This window comes from Actinorhabdospora filicis (assembly GCF_030269765.1).
Lineage (GTDB): Bacteria > Actinomycetota > Actinomycetes > Mycobacteriales > Micromonosporaceae > Actinorhabdospora > Actinorhabdospora filicis.
Window position 1 is genome coordinate 785,277 of the sequence record NZ_BSTX01000004.1, and the last position, 19,748, is coordinate 805,024.

Below are 19,748 nucleotides of genomic sequence, written 5' to 3' on the forward strand. Positions count from 1 at the left end.
TCAAGGATGTGAGGACGATGGTCGTTGATCGGGACCACGAGCCGACCGGTGCGCTGGTTCGGCCATACGCGGTAACCAGAGGTCGCACCCGCCCTCGCCTTGAGATCGCCATGGAGGCGCTGGTGGAGACCACCGCCCGCGGCAGGCTGAACGGCCTGTCCTCCGGGCGTGAACAGGCGACCATCGCGGGAATGTGCGGCACGAGACTCCAGTCCCTCGCCGAGATCGCGGCGCACATGCGCATGCCCCTCGGCGTGGCCCGCGTCCTGGTGGCCGACATGGCCGCCGACGGACTCCTCGCGGTCCACGAGCCCACGGGGATTGGTGATGGGGGCGGTGACCTGGTGGGCACCGAACTGCTGGAAAGGGTACTTAGTGGACTCCGGAGGCTCTGACGTGTCCATCCGTCAAAACAACCGCGTGACCTCGGCGAAAATCGTCATCGCGGGTGGTTTCGGCGTCGGCAAGACGACCCTGGTCGGGTCCGTCTCGGAGATCACTCCGCTGACGACCGAGGCGATCATGACGTCGGCGTCCGAAGGCGTCGACGACAACGACATGGTGCAGGACAAGACCACGACCACGGTCGCCATGGACTTCGGCCGCATCACGATCGACTCCGACCTCATCCTGTACCTCTTCGGAACCCCCGGCCAGACCCGCTTCTGGTTCATGTGGGACGAGCTGGTCCGCGGCGCCATCGGCGCGGTCGTCATAGTGGACACCCGACGCCTCGCCGACTGCTTCGCCGCGATCGACTTCTTCGAACACCGGCGGCTGCCCTACCTGATCGCGCTCAACTGCTTCGACGGGAAGCAGTACCACGACATGAACGATGTCCGTGAGGCCCTCGCGATCTCCCCGAACACGCCGATCGTGACGACGGACGCGCGCAGCCGGGAGAGCACCAAGCAGGTGCTGATCACGCTGGTGGAGTACGTGCTGACGATGCGGCGAGCCGGGGCTGGGGCTGGGGCTCCGGCGGTGGGGGCGGCGCAGTAGCGCTCGCTCTTGGCTTGGCTTGTTCGGACTCGTCTGGGCTTGGCTTGTTGCTCGGGTTAGACGTTGGTCGGGTTTTGCCGACCGGAGGTAGGTAGGCGGAGCCGCCTCGCTCTTGGAGCGGGGCGGTTTGGTTTTGGTGTTTTCTTCGGGCTGGCGGTGGCGTCTGGGGTGTCAGCCCCGGTGCCACCCGCAGCGCCACCCGCAGCGCCACCCGCAGCGCCACCCGCAGCGCCACCCGCAGCGCCACCCGCAGCGCCACCCGCAGCGCCACCCGCAGCGCCACCCGCAGCGCCACCCGCAGCGCCACCCGCAGCGCGAGTTTTGCTACCACACGCGCGGGCCTTTCCCGTTGCGGCCGTTACCCATCACCCGAGGCCGTTTCACCCGTTCTCAGCGGGCATCTCCAGGCCGGGGCTCGTTTGTTTCCGACGCCTAGGTGGCGGCAGGGTCCACTTCTTGCCACACCTCTACGGATCTTCCGTCCTCTAATGCCTGCATCGGCGGTGCGTTCCCATCGCCGTCTGGCCTGGGCTTTCAGCCCTTGCCCCGACCAGGACGCTGTCCTGGACCTGGGCCTCTCTCGGAAGGGGGCTTCGCCTCGGCTCTCGGGCCGTTGTCCACGGGCTTAGGGCATGGTCGGGCTTGTTTGGGGTTGGTCTTTGCGTGCGGTGGTGCCCTTCGTCGGTCGGCCCCGGCACCATAACGACGAACCTGGGGGTGTCAAGACGGTAGAGCGTGTCTTGACACCCCCAGAACCCTCGTTACCGATTCCTTTACGGCCGACCGACGAAGGACCCCACCACCCGAAGCCGGCATCTGCGCTATCGCGCCAAGTCCGTGGGGCACCTTGCGCTGTCCGTGTCCACATGCCACCCATGTCGCCTGTGCCCACACACGTCCTTTGGTGCATGCCTGCTCACTCAGGTTCATCCCGCCAGCGCGCACGGGCCTGTTCACTCGGGTTCATGCCGCCACCGCGCACGCACAGGTTCGTCGCCAGCCGTCAGTCCGTCCGGCTCACCGGCCGGTTCGGTTCGCCCTGCCGGTGTGTCTGCCTGCGTGCGTGCCTGCGTGGGCACTCTCGCCCGGGCGGCCTTCACTCACCCGCCGTTGCGACCGCTGCCGCCACCGCCGTGTACGTCCGTCCCGGCTTCGGCTAGCGTCCGCCGCCGCCCAATGCCTCGTCCAGCAGTGGTCCCACCTGGGTCGTGAACTGTCCGATCTCGTATCCGAGCAGTTCGCGGTTGCACTCGGTCACCGCGAGCAGGGTCAGTGAGATCTGCGGTCCCACGGGGGCGGTGAGGAGGATGCCTTCGGCCATTTCCACCATGACCTGGTGGGTGCGTCCGGTGGTCAGGGCGGCGCCCGCGCCGTCGCCGATGGACAGGAGTCCGGCGCCGATGCTGGAGAGCTGGCTGGCGCGTTCCAGGGGGAGGCCGTGGGACATGGCGAGGGGGACGCCTTCGGCCGACACGAGGACCGCGTGGGTGAGGCCGGGGGTTCTTGCCACCAGCGAGGCCAGCAGCATGCTCAGACTTCGTTCGTAGACACCGAGGTTCGTCACCTATCGCACCGTCCCGTTCGCGCCGACGGGGGCGGCGTCCACTGCGTCGCGGCGGGCGCGGTTCCAGCCTCGGAAGTAGCCGGCGGTGTTGGCGGCGAGGGCTTGGGGGTCGCGTTCGATGGGGGTGGGGGGGTTGTCCTCGGGGAGGGCGGAGCCGGGGACGAGGTTGGCCTGGGGGACGCGGCGGGGGAGGCCCTTGGCGGTCTGCTCGCCGATGGTGGGGGCGGCGGTCTTCTGGGCGGAGCGCCAGGCCTCGTCGGTGGGCATGGTCCAGTCGAGGGTGTCGCCGGGGGCGTCCTCGGCGACGCCGGTGAACCAGGCGGACTTCGCCTGCGCGAAGATCGTCAGCCCGTCATCGTCGGCGTCGGGAATGGGGAGCGGGCGGGACGACTGGGCGGGTGCCGCGATCGGGGGTTGCTGGCTCGGGGGGAGCTGGATGCCGCCGGGGACCGTCTCGGGCTCCGGTACGGGGTCCTTGAAGACGGGGGGCTCGCCCATGATCGGGAAGCCACCGGAGGTGGTCTCCACGACGGGGAGGGCCTGGGTGCTGCTCGTCGTCTGCTGTTGCTGCTGGGAGGCGGCGGCCTCGCGGGCGGCGCGGCGGGTGGGGAGGGGCGTCACCTTCGCGCTGCGAGAGGACTCGCGGGGCGAGGCCGTTTCGCGCTGCGGGGGCTGCTGCTGGGGTGGGGCGGGGGGTGCCTGCTGGACCGGGGGGGCGAGGTCTTCCGCGCGCTGCTGGGGGATGCCGCGGCGCTTGGGGGCGTCGTCGTTGGGCAGCGGGGGGAGGTCCTCGGCGCGGGTGCGGCCGCTGCGGGTCGGCGCGGCGGGCTTCAGGCGCTCGGTGAGGACGTCGGCGAGGCCCTTCAGGCCGTCGTCGTAGACGCGGACGGCCGATACGGCCGTGCGGACGGTCAGGCGGGTCGCCTCGTCGGTGCTGCGGCGGCTGGGCGCGTACTCGGCGGCGGCGGCGCGCAGGGCCGCGATCACGCCGGAGGTGTCGGCGAGCCCGGCGGTGGCCAGCTCGCGGGCGACGGCGTCCTCCTGGCAGTAGGCGGCCGCGGCGGGCTCGGGGAGGGCGTCCAGGACGGCCAGGGGACGCGCGTCGCCCGGGTCGTCGAAGGCGCGCAGGGCCGCGGGGTAGACCTCGCGCAGGACGCCGCGGAGGCTCGCCACGGCGGTGGCGCGCCCGGCGGCGAGGGCGATCGCGGAGGAGAGGAGGGGACGCAGTCGCGCGAGGTTGCGGACGGCGCCACCGGCGATCGCGGTGACCGCGCCGGTTTGCAGCGCGCGGGCGGCCGCCAGGGCGCGCTGGGCGGCCGGCTGGCGCGCGGCGGGGTCGTCGCGGGTGAAGCGGCCGATCAGGTCCTCGTCGGCGACGACGACCGGGTGACCGGCGGCGGTGCACAGCTGCGGCGTCTGACCGGAACCGTCATCGCTGGCGATGGGGGTGCACCGCCCGCCGCCGTTGGCGGCGAGGAGAGCACAGAGCGCGGTGAACGCCCGTGGACCTCCGTCGTCGAGCGCGGTGACCGCCACGGCCCGCCCGGCGTCGTCCACGATCGCGGCGAACGTGGCCTGTCCGGCCGTGGCGAGTCCACAGTAGATGCGCACGCTGTTTGCTCCCTCCAGTCGTACGGTCCGTCCCGATGCTCCCCCGAAGAGTGCTACTTCCGCCAGTCCGAGGCGGCGCTAAGTTTCCCGATGATCGAACGCCACGCCAGAGATGCCTGCTGTGCCCCGATTTTGCGCAGGCGGCGCTTGGCGAAGAAGCCGGAGAGGCCACCGCCGTCGACCGAACGGAGCGCCTCATCGAGATCGTCGATGGGGGACCCGGGGGCCAGCGCGGTCAGCACCGACTTGAGCTGCAGGGCGTAGGCGAGGTCGCGGGCCAGTTCACCGGCGGAGATGATGAGCTCGTGGTCCCAGGCGTCGTGGCCGCCGCGCAGGTTCTCCACGACCAGGTCCAGCTCGTAGCTGTCCTCGTCGGTGGCGACCACCCACTCGGTCTTGATCTTGCCGACCACGTCGTCCCAGGTGTCGAGCTCGGCCAGGTCGTGGTCGCGGTTCTCCTTGACGTAGGCGACCAGGTCGGCCGCGTTGTCGAAGAGCAGGAGCTTGCCGCCGGAGGTCAGGAAGCGGGGGGCCTCGTCGATGTCGGCGTCGGTGAGCTCGGAGACCGGAGCGGTCAGCTCGGGCTCCTCCTCTTCCTCATCGTCCTCTTCCTCGTCATCGGACCCGGACTCGTCGTCCTCGTCGTCATCGGAGGCGGCGGGCTTCTTCTTCCCGTCCTTCTTCGCCGCGGGCGTCTCCTCTTCCTCCGCCTCGGCGTCCTCTTCGGCCTCGTCCTCGACGTCCTCGGCGACCGGGAGGTAGGCGCGCAGGGTCAGGCCCACGCCCTTGCTGAAGGCGATCTCCACCGGGTCGACGCCCACGAGGTCCCAGAACTCGTCGGCCTCCCGGGAGCGCTCCGGGGCGCCCTCGGCGTCGAGCGCGTCCTGCGCGGCCCCGTCCTCGTCAGAACTGTGGCGGCCCACGGCGTCCTCCAGGTGCAGATGTCGAGATCGTGCTGTGTCGTGAACGTCATAGAGACTATGCGGTCGCCGTCGGGCGCGTGGGCTCGCCCCGGCGCGGTCGGTCACTTTCACCGGGTACGGTCTCGGCGTGACAGTAACGATCGCGGACAGCGCCGACGTCGACCCCCGCGCGAGCATCGGCGAGGGCACCAAGGTGTGGCACCTGAGCCAGATCCGGGAGAACGCCGTCATCGGCGCCGACTGCGTCATCGGCCGGGCGACCTACATCGGCCCGGGCGTGAGCGTGGGCGACCGGTGCAAGATCCAGAACCTCGCGCAGGTCTTCGAACCGGCCCGCCTGGAGGCCGGTGTCTTCATCGGACCCGGCGTGATCCTCACCAACGACCAGTACCCGCGCGCGGTGAACCCCGACGGCGGCCTCAAGAGCGCCGACGACTGGGAGGCCGCGGGCGTGACCGTCCGCGAGGGCGCCGCCCTGGGCGCGCGCACGGTCGTCGTGGCGGGCGTGACGATCGGGCGCTTCGCGATCGTGGGCGCCGGTGCCGTGGTCACCAGGGACGTCCCCGACTTCGCGCTTGTGATCGGCAACCCGGCCCGCTTCCACCGCTGGGTGGGCCGCGCGGGACGCCCGCTGATCGACGAGGGCGAGGGCGTGTGGCGCTGCCCGGTCAACGGCGAGAAGTACGCCGAGGCCGACGGGATCCTCACCCTCGCCTAGGGACATCGACGAGAACACGCGCGGGACGCCCCGGGGCGTCCCGCGCGTGTGACGTCGGGGCTCTACCAGTCGGAGAGCGGCGCGCCCTCGGTGAACCCGGCCGCGCTCTGCACGCCGACGGTGGCCCGCTCGGCGAACTCCGCCAGGCTGGAGGCGCCCGCGTAGGTGCACGCGCTGCGGACCCCGGCCACGATCGAGTCGAGCAGGTCCTCCACGCCCGGCCGCTGCGGGTCGAGGTACATGCGGGAGGTGGAGATGCCCTCCTCGAACAGTGCCTTGCGGGCCCGCTCGTAGGCGGTGTCCTCGGCGGTGCGCAGCCGCACCGCGCGCGCCGAGGCCATCCCGAAGTTCTCCTTGTAGGCGCGGCCGTCGGCGTCGCGGTGGAGATCGCCGGGCGCCTCGTAGGTCCCGGCGAACCAGGAGCCGACCATCACGTTGGACGCGCCCGCCGCGAGGGCCAGCGCGACGTCGCGGGGGTGCCGGACGCCGCCGTCGGCCCACACGTGGCGGCCCAGGCGGCGGGCCTCGGCCGCGCACTCCAGGACGGCCGAGAACTGCGGGCGGCCCACCCCGGTCATCATGCGCGTGGTGCACATCGCGCCCGGGCCCACGCCGACCTTGACGATGTCGGCGCCGCCGTCGATGAGATCGCGGGCGCCCTCGGCGGTCACCACGTTCCCGGCGGCCACCGGGATGCCCGGCGCGGCCTTGCGGACCAGCTTCAGCGCGTCCAGCATGCGCTCCTGGTGGCCGTGCGCGGTGTCCACGACCAGCACGTCGACCCCGGCCTCGACCAGGCGGTGCGCCTTGGCCGAGACGTCGCCGTTGATGCCGATCGCCGCGGCCACCCGCAGGCGGCCCGAGACGTCCAGGTTCGGCTGGTACAGCGAGGCCCGCAGCGCCGCCTGGCGGGTCAGGATGCCCACCAGCAGCCCCTCGCCGTCCACGACCGGCGCGAGCTTGCGGCGGCGGGCGGTCAGCTCGGCGAACGCGGCCTCGGGGGCGGCGTCGGCGGAGACGGTCACCAGGTCGGTGGAGGCGATCCGGCGCAGCTGCGTGAAACGGTCCACCCCGGCGCAGTCGGCCTCGGTGACCACACCGACCGGACGGCCGTCCTCGACGACGACGATCGCGCCGTGCGCGCGCTTGGGCAGCAGCGCCAGCGCGTCCGAGACGGTGTCGGCCGGCCCCAGCGTCAGCGGAGTGTCGTGCACGATCGGGCGCGCCTTCACCCACGAGACGACCTCGGCGACGATGTCGGCCGGGATGTCCTGCGGGATGACCGCCAGCCCGCCGCGCCGGGCCAGGGTCTCGGCCATCCGCCGCCCGGCCACCGCCGTCATGTTCGCCGCGATGATCGGGACGGTCGTGCCGGTGCCGTCCCCGGTGGACAGGTCGACGTCCAGGCGCGAACCCACCGACGAGCGGCCGGGCACCATGAAGACGTCGGAGTAGGTCAGGTCATAGCCGGGTTCACCGTGCAGCCAGCGCATGAAAAAGCCCCGTGTTCAGGTAGAGCGCCACGGGAAGCGGCCCGCGGTCCGGAAAGGGTCTTTCAGGAGGCCCTTTACTCCTTGATCTCGCAGATCGTCGCACCCGAGGGCACCACGTCGCCGACGTTCGCCGAGAGTCCGGTCACGGTGCCGGACTTGTGCGCGGTCAGCGGCTGCTCCATCTTCATCGCCTCCAGGACGACGACCGTGTCGCCCGCGGCGACCGTCTGGCCGTCCTCGACGGCGATCTTGACGATCGTGCCCTGCATCGGGCTCGTCAGCGCGTCACCGGACGCGGCGGCGGAGGTCTTCTTGCGCGCGCCGCCCTTGCGCGGGCCGCCCTTGGCCGCCACGGGAGCCGTACCGCCCCCGAAGCCGGCCGGCAGGCGCACCTCGACGCGCTTGCCGCCGACCTCGACCACGACGGTCTCGCGCTCGCCCGGGGCCTCGGCCTCGGCGCCGCCGGTGAACGGCGGGATGTCATTGACGAACTCGGTCTCGATCCAGCGGGTGTGGACGCGGAACGGCTCATCGGTGAAGGCCTCGTCGCGCAGGACCGCGCGGTGGAACGGCAGGGCGGTGGCCATGCCCTCGACGACCATCTCGTCCAGGGCACGGCGGGCGCGCTCGATCGCCTCGGCGCGGGTGGCGCCGGTGATGATGACCTTGGCCAGCAGCGAGTCGAAGTTGCCGCCGATGACGGTGCCCTCTTCGATGCCGGCGTCCACGCGCACGCCCGGGCCCGCCGGGAACACCAGCCGGGTGACCGCGCCGGGGGCGGGCAGGAAGCCGCGCCCGGGGTCCTCGCCGTTGATGCGGAACTCGATGGAGTGGCCGCGCGGGGCCGGGTCCTCGCCGAAGGCGACGGTCTCGCCGCGCGCGATGCGGAACTGCTCGCGGACCAGGTCCACGCCCGCGGTCTCCTCGGTGACCGGGTGCTCGACCTGGAGGCGGGTGTTGACCTCCAGGAAGGAGATGGTGCCGTCCTCGCCGACGAGGAACTCCACCGTCCCGGCGCCGTGGTAGGCGGCCTCGCGGCAGATGGCCTTGGCGGCGGAGTGGATCGTGGCGCGCTGCTCCCCGGACAGGAACGGCGCGGGCGCCTCCTCGACGAGCTTCTGGTGGCGGCGCTGGAGCGAGCAGTCGCGCGTCCCGACCACGATCACGTTGCCGTGGGTGTCGGCCACGACCTGCGCCTCGACGTGCCGGGGACGGTCGAGGTAGCGCTCCACGAAGCACTCGCCGCGCCCGAAGGCGACCTCGGCCTCGCGGACGGCCGAGGCGTACAGCTCGGGGATCTCCTCGCGCGTGCGGGCGACCTTGAGGCCGCGCCCGCCGCCGCCGAAGGCGGCCTTGATGGCCACCGGCAGGCCGAACTCGTCGGCGAAGGCCTCGACCTCCTCGTGCCCCTTGACCGGGTCGGGGGTGCCGGGGACGAGGGGCGCGCCCGCGCGCTGCGCGATGTGGCGGGCGGTGACCTTGTCGCCGAGGTCGCGGATGGCCTGCGGGGTCGGGCCGATCCAGGTCAGCCCGGCGTCCAGGACGGCCTGGGCGAAGTCGGCGTTCTCGGAGAGGAAGCCGTAGCCGGGGTGGACGGCGTCGGCGCCGGAGCGCGCGGCCACGTCCAGGAGCTTGTCGATGCGCAGGTAGGAGTCGCCGGGGGTGTCGCCGTCCAGCGCGTAGGCCTCGTCGGCGAGCCGGGCGTGCGGGGCGTCGCGGTCGGAGTCGGCGTAGACCGCCACGGAATCGAGGCCCTCGTCGCGGCAGGCCCGCACGACCCGGACGGCGATTTCTCCCCGGTTGGCGATCAACACCTTGCGCACGTCGTCACTCCTCCACTGTGAGCGGGCCCGAAGCCCGCAAGGAGTCTAGTGCCGCGCGCGGGGCCGGGGGACTTCGCTGCCCGCCAATGGGTCCAGTGTGCTCCGGTTCACTGGATCATCACTGGACAGGTACCCCAGGGGGGTATATGTTCTCGTGCATGGGACACGGAACGGAACACCAGGGCCACGGTGTGCGCGAAGATCACTCCATGCACGATGAGCACGCCGGTCACGCGGGCCACGGGGACCATACAGGTCACGAGGGCCACGACCACGCCGCCCATCGCCCGATGACGCACGACCACCACGGCCACGGCGGCTCGCACGCCGACCCGCACGCGGGCCATGCCGGTCATGCCGGGCACGGGGGTGGCAAGGTCGGCTGGGGCGCCGCCGCGAAGGCGACGCTGCACTGCCTGACGGGCTGCGCCATCGGTGAGATCCTCGGCCTGGTCATCGGCACCGCCTTCGGCTGGCACAACGGCGCAACCACGGTGACCGCGATCGTGCTGGCCTTCGTCTTCGGCTACGCGCTGACCATGTGGGGCATCCGCAAGTCGGGCCTGGGCTTCGGGCAGATGGTGAAGATCGCGCTGGCCGCCGACACCGTGTCGATCGTGTTCATGGAGATCATCGACAACGGGATGATGTGGGTCATCCCCGGCGCGATGGACGCCGGCCTGAACAGCGGACTGTTCTGGGGCTCACTGGCGGTGGCGCTGCTGATCGCGTTCCTGGTGACCACGCCGATCAACAAGTGGATCATCGGCAAGGGCAAGGGGCACGCGGTGGTGCACCAGTACCACGCGGGGCACTGACCCGGGGGTACTGACGCCCGGCAGGGCTTGAGACGTGCGCAGGGCTCCCTCCGGGGAGCCCTTTCGCGTGCCCCGCGCGGGCGGGGACGGCGCGCACCTCGTGGCCGTGGACGAGGCGTGGGCGGGTTCATCCCGCCGGTGCGGGAGCCTCGCGGCCGCAGGGGCGTGACGCGGGTGTGTCAGGGCGACTCGAACTCGCCGAAGCGTTCGCGCTCCCAGGCGGCCTCTTCTTCGGGGGCCTCGGCGGCGCGCTTCCGCTCGTACTCGCCGATGGCGACGCACTCGGCACGCAACCGGTCGGCGGCACTCTCACCGTCGTCAGGCGTCTCGGGCGTGTGGCCGCCCGGCTCATCGCGGGACTCCCGCGCGGCCCTGGCGATGGCGGCCTGGCGCCGGGTCCGCTCCCGGCTAGGCCGCGATCACCGGTACCACCGGCATCCCGCGCTCGTTGTCCTCGTCGGTGCCCTTGATGTCGGCGGCGGCCTGGATCAGCCCGCCCCCGGCGCTCTTGACGCGCCCGGCGACGGTCACCACCTGCGCGTGCCAGTCCGTGGCGGCCTGGGCGGCGGCGGACACGACGGTGAACCCGTCGTTGCCGGTGCCGGCCTTCTCGAAGCCGGCCTTCTGGGCGTCGGCGTCGCCCTTGGCCTGGTCGGCCACGCCTTGGAGGCGCTGTCCGATGCCGGTCATCTTCGACGGGTAGGCGTGCATGATGAGCCCCTCTCTCGGGGTTGCCGGATGCGGCATCGTATTGCCGCGCGTCAACTCACGCCGGGGTCGGGGAGGGTGGCGATGTGGCGCTTCCAGTGCTCGATCGCGTCGGGGCCCATGTGGTGGATGTCGTCGATGCCGAGGGTGCCGTTCTCGGCCTCCACGGCCGTCTCCTCGCACCAGCGGATCGACAGTTTCATGGCCTCCAGGCCCAGCTCCAGCGCGCGCTTGACGTGGGTGGGCAGGAAGCTGTCGCGGGTGAAGTCGGTGGGGGAGGCCAGCGACAGGAGCCCCTCCTGCTTGGCCACCACGTCGCGCAGCATCGCCGCCCGGTTGCGCAGCATCGCGGCGGCCTCGCGGCGGCCGAGGACGGGCACGAAGCTCCAGGCGATGAAGAAGGGGTCCTGGATCGGCGCCAGCTCCCACAGCTTGGCCCGCAGGGTCTCCTGGAACTCCGCCTCGCCCTTGGCGGTGATCTTGTAGGACGTGCGCGCCGGGCGGTTGTCCACCTGCTCGGTGGCCACCACCTCCAGGCAGCCGTCGGCGGTGAGTTTCTTCAGCCCGTGATAGATCGACCCGGGCTTCACCTTCGCCCAGTCCTCCACACCCCAGGAGGTCAGCTCGCGCAGCAGCTCGTAGCCGTGCACCGGCTGTAGCCAGCGCACGAGGCCGAGAAGCATGAGGCGGGTCGTCCACATGTGGTGAATGCTATCCGACGTTGAGTAAGACGATCATGGGGCCACCGTTCAACCCTGCGTCACTCCGCGTGAACTGCTTGGGCGCGAACCTGCCCGAATCGGTACGCGCGCCCCCGTCGCACTCGGGTTTATATTCAACGTTGACTAACGCGCGGGACATGAGTTACTGTCGCCTGAGAGTTGCCATGGCGGCACTATGACGTCGTTGCGACGGAGGCTCGTGCGACGCCGCGTGGCCACGGAATTCGGGAGACGAGAACGCAATGCTGATCGAGACGAAAGGGCTGCGGAAGACCTACCGCGGCCGGAAAGGCGACGTCGAGGCCGTTCGCGGTGTCGACCTGACGGTCAAGGAGGGCGAGATCTTCGGCTTCCTCGGCCCCAACGGCGCGGGGAAGACCACCACCCTGCGCATGCTGTCCACACTGCTCCAGCCCACCGGTGGGAGCGCGCGCATCGCCGGCGCCGACCTGCTGAAGGAGCCCGCGCAGGTCCGCCGCCAGATCGGGTACGTCGGCCAGTCCGGCGGCACCTGGGGCGAGGTGACCGCCCGCGAGGAACTGGTCATGCAGGGCCGCCTGTACGAGCTGCCCAAGGCCACCGCCCGCGAGCGCGCACAGGAGGTCATCGAGGCCTTCGAGCTCGTCGAGTTCGCCGACCGCAAGGTCAAGACCTACTCCGGCGGCCAGCGCCGCCGCCTGGACGTCGCCCTCGGCACCGTCCACCAGCCGTCCCTGCTGTTCCTGGACGAGCCCACCACCGGGCTCGACCCGCAGGCGCGCGCCCACATGTGGGACGAGATCCGCAAGCTGCGCGAGCGCGGCACCGCGGTCTTCATCACCACGCACTACCTCGACGAGGCCGACGCCCTGTGCGACCGGCTCGCCATCATCGACCACGGCACGATCGTCACCGAGGGGACGCCGATCGAGCTGAAGCGCCAGATCGCCGGGGACATCGTCCTCATCGGCGTCACCGGAGACGCCACCGTCGCCGCCGACCTGCTGCGCCCGGCGGAGTACGTCCGCGAGATCGAGACCGACGAGGCCGACGCCGCCGACGTCACCCGCCTGCGCCTCTACGTGGAGAACGGATCCTCGGCGCTGCCGGAGATCCTGCGCACCCTCGACGGCGCGGGCGTCGCCCCCGCCTCGATCGAACTGCACCGCCCGAGCCTCGACGACGTCTTCCTGCGGCAGACCGGCCGTTCGCTGCGGGAAGGGAACTAGGGACCATGAAACTTCTGCGGGACACCTGGCTGGTCTACTCGCGCCAGATGGGACTGGTCATCCGCCAGCCCACCTGGATCTTCATCATGCTGATCCAGCCGCTCTACTACCTCATCCTGTTCGGCCCGCTGCTGGACAACATGGAGAAGATGCCCGGCTTCGAGGCCGGGGCCATGGAGACGTTCGTGCCCGGCCTGGTGATCATGCTGGCCATGTTCGGCACGCTCTTCGTCGGCTTCGGGCTCATCGCCGAGATCCGCGAGGGCGTCATCGAGCGCTTCCGCGTCACCCCCGTCAGCCGCCTCTCGCTGCTGCTGGGCCGCTCCCTGCGCGACGTGACGACCCTGGTCTTCCAGGCGCTCATCCTCGTGCTGCTCTCGGCGCCCATCGGCGGCCTCACCATCAACTGGGACGGCCTGGGCCTGATGATGCTCATCGTCATCGGCATCGGCCTGGCCCTGTCGGCGGCCTCCTACGGCGTGGCGATCGTCCTCAAGAGCGAGGACGCCCTGGCGCCGCTGCTGAACACCGTCACCCAGCCGGTGCTGCTGCTGTCGGGCATCATGCTGCCCATGGCGCTGGCCCCGGACTGGCTCCAGACGGTGGCCAAGTTCAACCCGTTCGCCTACGCGGTCAACGCCGCGCGGGCCCTGTTCAACGGCGACCTGCACTCCCCGTCGATCTGGCAGGCCGCGCTGTTCATCGGCGGGCTGATGGTGCTGCTGGTGATCTGGTCGGCCCGTAAGTTCGGCCGCGCAGCGGCGTAAAGGTACAGAGTCGGGCGGGCCGCCGCCTAGTAGCGGCGCACACGACAGGGGCGGGACCTTCGGGTCCCGCCCCTTCTCGCGTGCTCAGTGGGCCGGGGGATCAGCCGGACTCGCCGCGCGCGGCGGCGGCGTCCTCTTCCTCCCAGGCCTGGCGAGCGTCCTCTTCGAGGACCTCGACGTCGAACTCGCCGTCCTTGGCGCCCGCCACGAAGGCGTCCCATTCCTCGGGGGTGTAGATCAGGATCGTGTCGGGGTCGTCGACGGTGCGCAGGCCGACCAGGCCGTCGGCGGCGAAGCCGACTTCGAGCTTTCCGGGGCTACCGTCCAGGTTCGTCGAGCGGCGCCAGTCGGCGGCCTTCTCGTCGAACTGGCCTTTGAGCGGGTGTTCGTGCACGTGAGACTCCTTTTCGTCACCGGGTTCAACGATAGAAGGCCGTCGGCGGCAACGCGCCGGTCCCGCCGCGCGCGGTTCGCCGGAATGTCACCTGAAGTTCCCCGGTCCGCCGTTTCCGTCCGGGTGGGTCCGGCGCTCTTTACCTACGCTCAGAGATCACGCGCCGAGGTGTCACGGGGGCAGAAGTTGACCAGCGAGTTCACGCCGAAGAAGAAGAGACGGACGCTCACCCGCCGCGCCATCCTGGGCGCCATGGGCATCGGCGTCCTGGGCGCGGCCGGATACGCCGGGGGCGGTGAGATACCCGGGCGGCCCGGGCACACCGACCGCAACCCGGTGGCCACCGAGAACGCCGAGACCGGGGACCGCCGCTGGCGCCCGGACGCGCGGGGCGTGGCCACGTCCACCGACGCGCACGGCGAGATCCAGGGCTACGCCTCGCTGACCTCGGTGGAGCGCGGCGAGACCATCGACTTCCACGTGTCCACATCGGGTGCCGAGCAGTACCGGATCTCCATCTACCGGCTGGGTCACTACCAGGGCGCGGGCGCGCGGCTGATGACCACGAGCCCGCCGCTGGCCGGTTCGGCGCGCCAGATCCCCGACTGCGACCCGGAGACCGGCTCGGTGGGCTGCGAGTGGCCGGTGTCGTGGACGCTGGGCGTGCCCAGGTCGTGGACCTCGGGCACCTACATCGCGGTCTTCGACACCGTCTCCGGGCGCCGCGGGTACACGCCGTTCGTGGTGCGCGAGCTGGACCGGGCCGCCGACCTGCTCGTCGTCCTGCCGTTCACCACCTACCAGGGCTACAACCTGTGGCCGGTCATCGGCCGCAGCGGCAAGAGCTTCTACAACGGCCACAATCCCGACGGGACCCTCGGCGGGCACAAGAACCGCGCCTTCACGGTGTGCTTCCGCCGTCCCTACCAGGACGCCGGGCTGCCGGTGTGGTTCGAGATGGACCAGAACTTCGTGCACTGGGCCGAGGGCAACGGCTACGACGCCACCTACGCGTCCAGTGTGGACCTGCACGCCGGGCGCGTGGATCCCTCGCGGTACAAGGCGATCGTGTTCCCCGGGCACGACGAGTACTGGACGACGCCGATGCGCTCGGCGCTGGAGGACGCCCTGGCCGCCGGGACGCATGTGGCGTTCCTGGGCGCCAACAACGTCTACTGGCACACCCGCGTCGAGCCCGACTCCAACGGCGTCGCGCACGGGCACGTCACCTGCTACAAGGAGGCCCCCGACCCCTACGCGGGCGACGAGGGCACCACGGTGAAGTTCCGGGACCTGCCCGGCATGGCCGAGCAGGCGCTCATCGGCGTCATGTACAACGGGCTCCCGCACCGGCCCGAACCCCTGGTGGTCAAGGGCGCGCGGCACTGGTTCTGGAGCGGGACGGGCCTGAAGAACGGGGACAAGATCCCGGCGATGGTGGCCATCGAGGCCGACGGCGTCGACGGCGCCTCGCCGAACCCGTCGGGCGCGCAGCGGACGCTCCTGTCGGCCTCGCCGTACAAGCACCGGGGCGCGCACAAGCGCGTCCAGAACACCAGTCTCGTCGAGTACGACTCGGGGACCATGGTGTTCGTGGCGGGCACGTTCTTCTGGCCGCTGGCCCTGTACAAGGAGGGCCAGATCAACGAGCACGTCCGGCGGGCCACCACCAACCTGCTGGGGCGGATGATCGGCCCGCCGGCCTGAGTTTCGCTACTTGCGCTGCGCGAGGGTGAGCCCGTCGGCGATCGACAGCATGACCACGTCGAAGCGGTCGTCGGCGGCCACCGCGTCGTTGAACGCGCGCATCGCGATCACCTCCGGGGTGGTCACGGCGTCGTCGATGATCCGGCCGCCCTGGAAGACGTTGTCCACGATGATGTAGCCGCCGGGGCGGATGCGCGGCGCGAGCTTCTCCCAGTAGACGGGGTAGCCGGTCTTGTCGGCGTCGATGAACGCCAGGTCCACCACCGGCGCGGGGTCGAGGTCGTCCAGAGTGGACTTCGCGTCGCCGATGCGCAGCTCGATCCGGTCGGCCACCCCGGCCTTGTCCCAGTAGGCGCGGGCGATGGAGGTGAACTCCTCGCTGATGTCGAAGCAGATGAGCTTGCCGTCGGCGGCCATGCCGCGCGCCACCGACAGCGAGGACATGCCGGTGAAGGTGCCGATCTCCACGGCGTGCCGGACGCCGAGGGTGCGCGAGAGCATGGTGAGGAACTTGCTCTGCTCGGGGGAGATCTGCATCTGCGCCCGGTCGGGGAGGACCGAGTAGGTCTCCTCGATCAGCTCCGCCAGCAGCGGATCGGTCGGCGTGGAGTGGGCGCGCGCGTAGTCGTCGAGCTCGGGGATGAGGTTGATCGAACGTCGGCTCATGCCGCAGACCGTACCGGTAGCGGGGGCCTCACGGGGCGTGCGACGCGGCCCGGGGCGTGTTCGTCCCCGGGCCGCCGTTCGCTGTTCGGTCAGAAGGTCACCGGCGGGACGGCCAGGGCCATCGCGATCATGTCGGCCATGCTCAGGCCCGGTTCACGGTCGAAGGACTGCCCCTGCTTCCAGCCGATCGGCTTCTCGGCCTTGGTGCCGAGGACCACGGCGGTGCCGTCGGCCCGGTAGACCACCGCGGTGTAGTCGGTGATCGGGGATCCCTTCCACCACGCGGTGCGCACGGAGGTGAGGATCCGCTCGCCATTGGGGCCGGTGGTCTCGTCGCACTCGAAGGTGATCTTCGTGTCGGGCTTCCCGTGCTCACCGGGCTCGGTCTGTTCGTCGCAGCCGGAGATCAGCCGCCCGCCGGTCGGGCTGAAGGTGCCCTCCGCGGAGGAGTCGAAGCCCTGGACGTAGGTGTTCGCCGGGAACACCGCCACCCGCAGCGCCTCCACGTTCTCGGTCCCGTCGCCGCCGTCCACGACGAGCTGTATGCCCTCGTCGTTGCCGACAGGGTCGGCGTTATCGCCGCCGCCCATGTCGTCGCCCGGCCCGGTCTCCCCGCTCCAGTTGCGGTAGATGGGCACCATGTCCATCATCACCGAGTAGCTGCCGTCGCGGCTGGTGGTGAGCATCGCCTGGTAGCGGTCGATCCGGAACGAGGAGCCCGGGTCGGCCGGGTCCACCAGCGTCTTGGTGTTGTTGTATTCAGGCGCCTCGCCGGGACCCCACAGCACGTTCTTCACGTTCGGGTAGTGCTGCTTCAGATAGGCGGCCAGCGTGGCCGAGATCGCGTCGCCGGTGGCGTCGCGCGTGGCCCAGGTGGAGCCCCAGTAGACCGGCGCGCCTTCCGGCGGGTACAGGCGCGTGACCCAGACCGAGGGCGACGAGTCCGACGGCGACGGTTCGCCGGCGGCGACCGGCGAACCGCCGCCACCGCCGTTCAGCACCACCCCGGCGCCCACCGCCAGGACGGTGAGGACGGCCAGCCCGGCACCGGCGAAACCGGTCCGCCGCTGCGATCGCCTGCGGCCCTTGGCGACGACGTCCTCGGCGGAGAACGCCAGGGGCGGTGAGCCGGACGACGAGGCTTCGTCCAGCAGGATCTTGAGATCCTCTGTCATGATGTGGCTCCAATGGTCTGTTCCGTGAAGGCATCGGGTACCGGGATCCCCCGGCCCGGCATGGAATCGGCCAGCAGGGCGCGCAGCGTCCGCAAGCCGCGCGCGCCCTGCGACTTGACCGTTCCCGTCGAGCAGCGCAGGACTTCGGCGACCTGCTCGATCGAGTGGTCCTCCCAGTAGCGGAGGACCACCACCGCCCGCTGCCTCTTGGGGAGGCGCGCGAGGGCGTCCATGATGGTGAGGCGGTCGACCTTGCGGTCGGCGCCGTCGGCGGGCGGTGGTTCGGGCGGCTCGCCGACGCTGCGCACGCGCCGGAACCACGCCAGGCGGCCCTCGTCGATGAGGACGTTGGTGATGGTGCGGCGCACGTAGCGGTCGAAGTTCACCGAGTTCTTCCGATGCCAGGCCCCGTAGAGCTTGATGAACGCCGTCTGGACGGCGTCCTCAGCCCGATGCCAGTCACCGCAGCACAGGTAGGCGAAGCGCCGGAGTCGGTCGGCGCGCGCGGTGACGTACTGCCGGAACTCGGCTTCCTGGTCGGATCTCACGAATGGCTCCCGTCTTCGGGTACGGGGCAACATACGAGGACGAGCGGGCCCGGGGTTGCCCTCGCGCCGGAGATTCTTTTCGCCGATGACCGGGCCTCGTCACGACCTGTCACCATCCGTTCCCCTTCGGTACCATTTCCATCCACAATGGAGGGAGACCCGATGGTCGACGCCCGCAAGATCCTGGAGGAGTACGTCTCCTCCGCCAAGGCCGTCCAGCTCGCCACGCTCTCGCCGGACGGCGCCCCGGCGATGTGCAATCTGTGGTGCGCCACGGCCTTCGCGCCCGACCGGCTCTGGTTCATCTCGCGGCCCACGCGTTTCCACTGCGTGAACATCCGCTCCGACGCCCGGGTGGCCGGTGCCCTGCTGGCCATCGAGCTGGCGGAGCTGGGGCAGCCGGTGCGCGGGGTGTCGTTCACCGGTGTGGCACGGGAGCTGCCGACCTCCGATGTGGACGACGACATCGCCGCCTACGTCGGCCGCTGGCCGAGCGCGGCCGGGGCCATCGACCCGGCGCGGCTGGCGGCGGGGGAGACCCATCACCGGATCTACCGGGTCGAGGTGACGGGCTGGGTCCTCTACGACGAGATCGATCACGCCGGCGGGCCGCGCGTGGAGATCCCCGCCGAGACCGCCTGAGCACTCGACCTCGCGCCCGGTCCACGGTAGGTTCACGTACCGTGCCCCGGCGGATTCGCGAGAGTCGAGGAGAACGATGCGGTTAAAGCAGGCCGGAACGGCCGTGGTCGCCGCGGTGACGGTCCTCCTGGCGGCGGGCTGCACGCCCGACGAGGGGAACCGCCCCGGCGGCGACCTGAAGGGCGTGGGCTCGGGGAGCGAGTGCGTCATCGCCGCCCCGGTCAAGGTCGGGCTCGTGCTGAGCCTCACCAACGGCGCCGCCTTCGCCGGGGAGTACCAGAAGCAAGGTCTCGAACTGGCCTTCAAGCAACTGAATGAGCGCAAAGGCGTCCATTACGAGGTGCTGCTGGAGGACGACGAGACCAGCCCCGACAAGGGCGTGGCCGTCTACGAGAAGCTGATCAACACCGACCGGGTCAGCGTCCTGGTCGGCCCGACACTGTCCAGTGTGGCCTTCCCGGCGTTCGGCGACGCCCAGGAGGCCGGTGTCCCGGCGATCGGCATCTCCACCACCGCCGAGGGCATCCCGCAACTGGGCGACTACATCTTCCGCGACTCGCTGCCCGAGCAGTACGCCCTGGCGGCCAGCATCCCGGCGGCCAAGCAGGCCCTGAACCTCAAGACGGTGGCGATCCTGCACGACTCGGTCGACGAGTTCACCTCCTCGGCCTACACCACCATGAAGGAGACCCTGGAGCACGAGGGGATCCGGATCGTGGAGGACGAGTCCTTCAAGACCACCGACACCGAGTTCGGCGCGCAGCTGGGCAAGGTGGCGGCGGCCAAGCCGGACGCGGTGGTCCTGTCGGCGCTCCCGGGGGCCACGATTCCGCTGGTGAAGCAGGCGCGCTCGATGGGCATCAGCTCGCCGATCGTGGGCGGGAACGCCTTCAACTCGCCGTTCATGATCGGCAAGCTCGGCGAGGCCGCCGAGAACCTGATCGTGGGTGGGGCCTGGAGCGCGTCCTCGGGCACCACCGGCAACGAGGACTTCATCAACGCCTTCACCGCCGCCTATGGCCGCGCGCCCGACCAGTTCGCCGCGCAGGCCTTCACCGCCGCGCAGCTGATCGACGTCGCCGTGCGCGCCGACTGCGACGGCAACCGCGAGGCGATCAAGGACAACCTCGGCCAGATCCTGGAGCTGGACACGATTCTGGGCAGCCTCTCCATCGACGAGGACGGCGAGGTCTACCAGAAGCCGGTGGTCCAGATGGTCAAGGACGGCCGCCTTACCCTTCTGGACCGCTGAGGCGTGC

20 protein-coding genes are annotated in these 19,748 nt (G+C 70.8%); 9 read left to right on the forward strand and 11 right to left on the reverse strand.

Translation table 11 applies throughout. From position 1 onward, the window contains the following. Nucleotides 1-17: 17 nt before the first annotated feature. Entirely contained in the window at nt 18-395 is a 378-nt protein-coding gene (locus QSK10_RS28700; RefSeq protein ID WP_285666339.1) for a DUF742 domain-containing protein, read from the forward strand. Continuing rightward, nucleotides 376-1,002 carry a GTP-binding protein gene (locus tag QSK10_RS28705; protein ID WP_285666340.1) on the forward strand — a complete coding sequence of 209 codons (627 nt, stop codon included), beginning with the start codon at nt 376-378 and terminating at the stop codon, nt 1,000-1,002. Before QSK10_RS28700 ends, QSK10_RS28705 begins: the two co-directional genes overlap by 20 nt. A 1,156-nt stretch (nt 1,003-2,158) precedes the next feature. On the opposite strand, the gene QSK10_RS28710 is transcribed toward QSK10_RS28705, so the two are convergent. The 3 genes from QSK10_RS28710 to QSK10_RS28720 are packed head-to-tail and all read right to left on the reverse strand — an operon-like array spanning nt 2,159 to nt 5,100. After that, nucleotides 2,159-2,566, reverse strand: coding sequence for a roadblock/LC7 domain-containing protein (locus tag QSK10_RS28710; protein WP_285666343.1), 408 nt, complete (start codon nt 2,564-2,566; stop codon nt 2,159-2,161). Further along, nucleotides 2,567-4,177: a hypothetical protein gene (locus tag QSK10_RS28715; protein ID WP_285666344.1), complete on the reverse strand. Its 1,611-nt coding sequence runs from the start codon at nt 4,175-4,177 to the stop codon at nt 2,567-2,569. Between the two features lie 53 nt (nt 4,178-4,230). Beyond that, complete coding sequence (locus QSK10_RS28720) at nt 4,231-5,100, reverse strand: DNA primase (RefSeq protein WP_285666346.1); 870 nt, start codon at nt 5,098-5,100, stop codon at nt 4,231-4,233. A gap of 127 nt (nt 5,101-5,227) precedes the next feature. On the opposite strand from QSK10_RS28720, the gene QSK10_RS28725 reads away from it, so the two are divergent. Further along, nucleotides 5,228-5,818: an acyltransferase gene (locus QSK10_RS28725; RefSeq protein WP_285666348.1), complete on the forward strand. Its 591-nt coding sequence runs from the start codon at nt 5,228-5,230 to the stop codon at nt 5,816-5,818. Between the two features lie 62 nt (nt 5,819-5,880). Here QSK10_RS28725 and QSK10_RS28730 read toward each other — a convergent pair whose 3' ends face one another. Next, nucleotides 5,881-7,311, reverse strand: a complete 1,431-nt coding sequence (locus QSK10_RS28730; protein ID WP_285666350.1) for a GuaB1 family IMP dehydrogenase-related protein — start codon at nt 7,309-7,311, stop codon at nt 5,881-5,883. 74 nt (nt 7,312-7,385) lie between these two features. Beyond that, on the reverse strand, nt 7,386-9,134 hold the full coding sequence (locus QSK10_RS28735) for an acetyl/propionyl/methylcrotonyl-CoA carboxylase subunit alpha (protein WP_285666351.1): 1,749 nt from the start codon (nt 9,132-9,134) through the stop codon (nt 7,386-7,388). 290 nt (nt 9,135-9,424) lie between these two features. On the opposite strand from QSK10_RS28735, the gene QSK10_RS28740 reads away from it, so the two are divergent. Next, nucleotides 9,425-9,952: a DUF4396 domain-containing protein gene (locus tag QSK10_RS28740; protein ID WP_285666352.1), complete on the forward strand. Its 528-nt coding sequence runs from the start codon at nt 9,425-9,427 to the stop codon at nt 9,950-9,952. Nucleotides 9,953-10,360: 408 nt separating this feature from the next. Here QSK10_RS28740 and QSK10_RS28745 read toward each other — a convergent pair whose 3' ends face one another. Then, nucleotides 10,361-10,663 (reverse strand): hypothetical protein, encoded by a 303-nt coding sequence (locus tag QSK10_RS28745; RefSeq protein WP_285666353.1) that lies wholly within the window; start codon nt 10,661-10,663, stop codon nt 10,361-10,363. Nucleotides 10,664-10,713: 50 nt separating this feature from the next. Further along, on the reverse strand, nt 10,714-11,361 hold the full coding sequence (locus tag QSK10_RS28750) for a PadR family transcriptional regulator (RefSeq protein ID WP_285666354.1): 648 nt from the start codon (nt 11,359-11,361) through the stop codon (nt 10,714-10,716). 266 nt (nt 11,362-11,627) lie between these two features. Here QSK10_RS28750 and QSK10_RS28755 point away from each other — a divergent pair, with 266 nt between their 5' ends. Beyond that, nucleotides 11,628-12,590 (forward strand): ATP-binding cassette domain-containing protein, encoded by a 963-nt coding sequence (locus tag QSK10_RS28755; protein ID WP_285666453.1) that lies wholly within the window; start codon nt 11,628-11,630, stop codon nt 12,588-12,590. A gap of 5 nt (nt 12,591-12,595) precedes the next feature. Then, nucleotides 12,596-13,357: an ABC transporter permease gene (locus tag QSK10_RS28760; RefSeq protein WP_285666357.1), complete on the forward strand. Its 762-nt coding sequence runs from the start codon at nt 12,596-12,598 to the stop codon at nt 13,355-13,357. A gap of 100 nt (nt 13,358-13,457) precedes the next feature. Here QSK10_RS28760 and QSK10_RS28765 read toward each other — a convergent pair whose 3' ends face one another. Next, complete coding sequence (locus QSK10_RS28765) at nt 13,458-13,751, reverse strand: DUF397 domain-containing protein (protein WP_285666360.1); 294 nt, start codon at nt 13,749-13,751, stop codon at nt 13,458-13,460. Nucleotides 13,752-13,937: 186 nt separating this feature from the next. Here QSK10_RS28765 and QSK10_RS28770 point away from each other — a divergent pair, with 186 nt between their 5' ends. Then, nucleotides 13,938-15,458, forward strand: coding sequence for a N,N-dimethylformamidase beta subunit family domain-containing protein (locus tag QSK10_RS28770; protein ID WP_285666362.1), 1,521 nt, complete (start codon nt 13,938-13,940; stop codon nt 15,456-15,458). A gap of 6 nt (nt 15,459-15,464) precedes the next feature. On the opposite strand, the gene QSK10_RS28775 is transcribed toward QSK10_RS28770, so the two are convergent. From QSK10_RS28775 to QSK10_RS28785, 3 genes are all read right to left on the reverse strand, one after another. Beyond that, nucleotides 15,465-16,124 carry an O-methyltransferase gene (locus tag QSK10_RS28775; RefSeq protein WP_285666363.1) on the reverse strand — a complete coding sequence of 220 codons (660 nt, stop codon included), beginning with the start codon at nt 16,122-16,124 and terminating at the stop codon, nt 15,465-15,467. Between the two features lie 89 nt (nt 16,125-16,213). After that, a complete protein-coding gene (locus tag QSK10_RS28780) occupies nt 16,214-17,299 on the reverse strand; it encodes a hypothetical protein (RefSeq protein WP_285666364.1) in 1,086 nt (361 codons plus the stop codon). Then, the gene (locus QSK10_RS28785) at nt 17,296-17,847 is read right to left on the reverse strand and encodes a SigE family RNA polymerase sigma factor (protein ID WP_285666365.1); all 552 of its coding nucleotides are present in this window, start codon (nt 17,845-17,847) and stop codon (nt 17,296-17,298) included. Before QSK10_RS28785 ends, QSK10_RS28780 begins: the two co-directional genes overlap by 4 nt. Nucleotides 17,848-18,009: 162 nt before the next feature. Here QSK10_RS28785 and QSK10_RS28790 point away from each other — a divergent pair, with 162 nt between their 5' ends. Continuing rightward, entirely contained in the window at nt 18,010-18,489 is a 480-nt protein-coding gene (locus tag QSK10_RS28790; protein WP_285666366.1) for a pyridoxamine 5'-phosphate oxidase family protein, read from the forward strand. Nucleotides 18,490-18,565: 76 nt separating this feature from the next. Then, the gene (locus tag QSK10_RS28795) at nt 18,566-19,741 is read left to right on the forward strand and encodes an ABC transporter substrate-binding protein (protein ID WP_285666367.1); all 1,176 of its coding nucleotides are present in this window, start codon (nt 18,566-18,568) and stop codon (nt 19,739-19,741) included. Nucleotides 19,742-19,748: the final 7 nt, after the last annotated feature.

Coding starts and splice junctions, on each gene's coding strand:
- QSK10_RS28700 (WP_285666339.1), top strand. CDS start 18: ATGGTCGTTGATCGGGACCACGAGCCGACCGGTGCGCTGGTTCGGCCA.
- QSK10_RS28730 (WP_285666350.1), bottom strand. CDS start 7,311: ATGCGCTGGCTGCACGGTGAACCCGGCTATGACCTGACCTACTCCGAC.
- QSK10_RS28740 (WP_285666352.1), top strand. CDS start 9,425: ATGACGCACGACCACCACGGCCACGGCGGCTCGCACGCCGACCCGCAC.
- QSK10_RS28745 (WP_285666353.1), bottom strand. CDS start 10,663: ATGCACGCCTACCCGTCGAAGATGACCGGCATCGGACAGCGCCTCCAA.
- QSK10_RS28750 (WP_285666354.1), bottom strand. CDS start 11,361: ATGTGGACGACCCGCCTCATGCTTCTCGGCCTCGTGCGCTGGCTACAG.
- QSK10_RS28760 (WP_285666357.1), top strand. CDS start 12,596: ATGAAACTTCTGCGGGACACCTGGCTGGTCTACTCGCGCCAGATGGGA.
- QSK10_RS28775 (WP_285666363.1), bottom strand. CDS start 16,124: ATGAGCCGACGTTCGATCAACCTCATCCCCGAGCTCGACGACTACGCG.
- QSK10_RS28780 (WP_285666364.1), bottom strand. CDS start 17,299: ATGACAGAGGATCTCAAGATCCTGCTGGACGAAGCCTCGTCGTCCGGC.
- QSK10_RS28790 (WP_285666366.1), top strand. CDS start 18,010: ATGGTCGACGCCCGCAAGATCCTGGAGGAGTACGTCTCCTCCGCCAAG.
- QSK10_RS28795 (WP_285666367.1), top strand. CDS start 18,566: ATGCGGTTAAAGCAGGCCGGAACGGCCGTGGTCGCCGCGGTGACGGTC.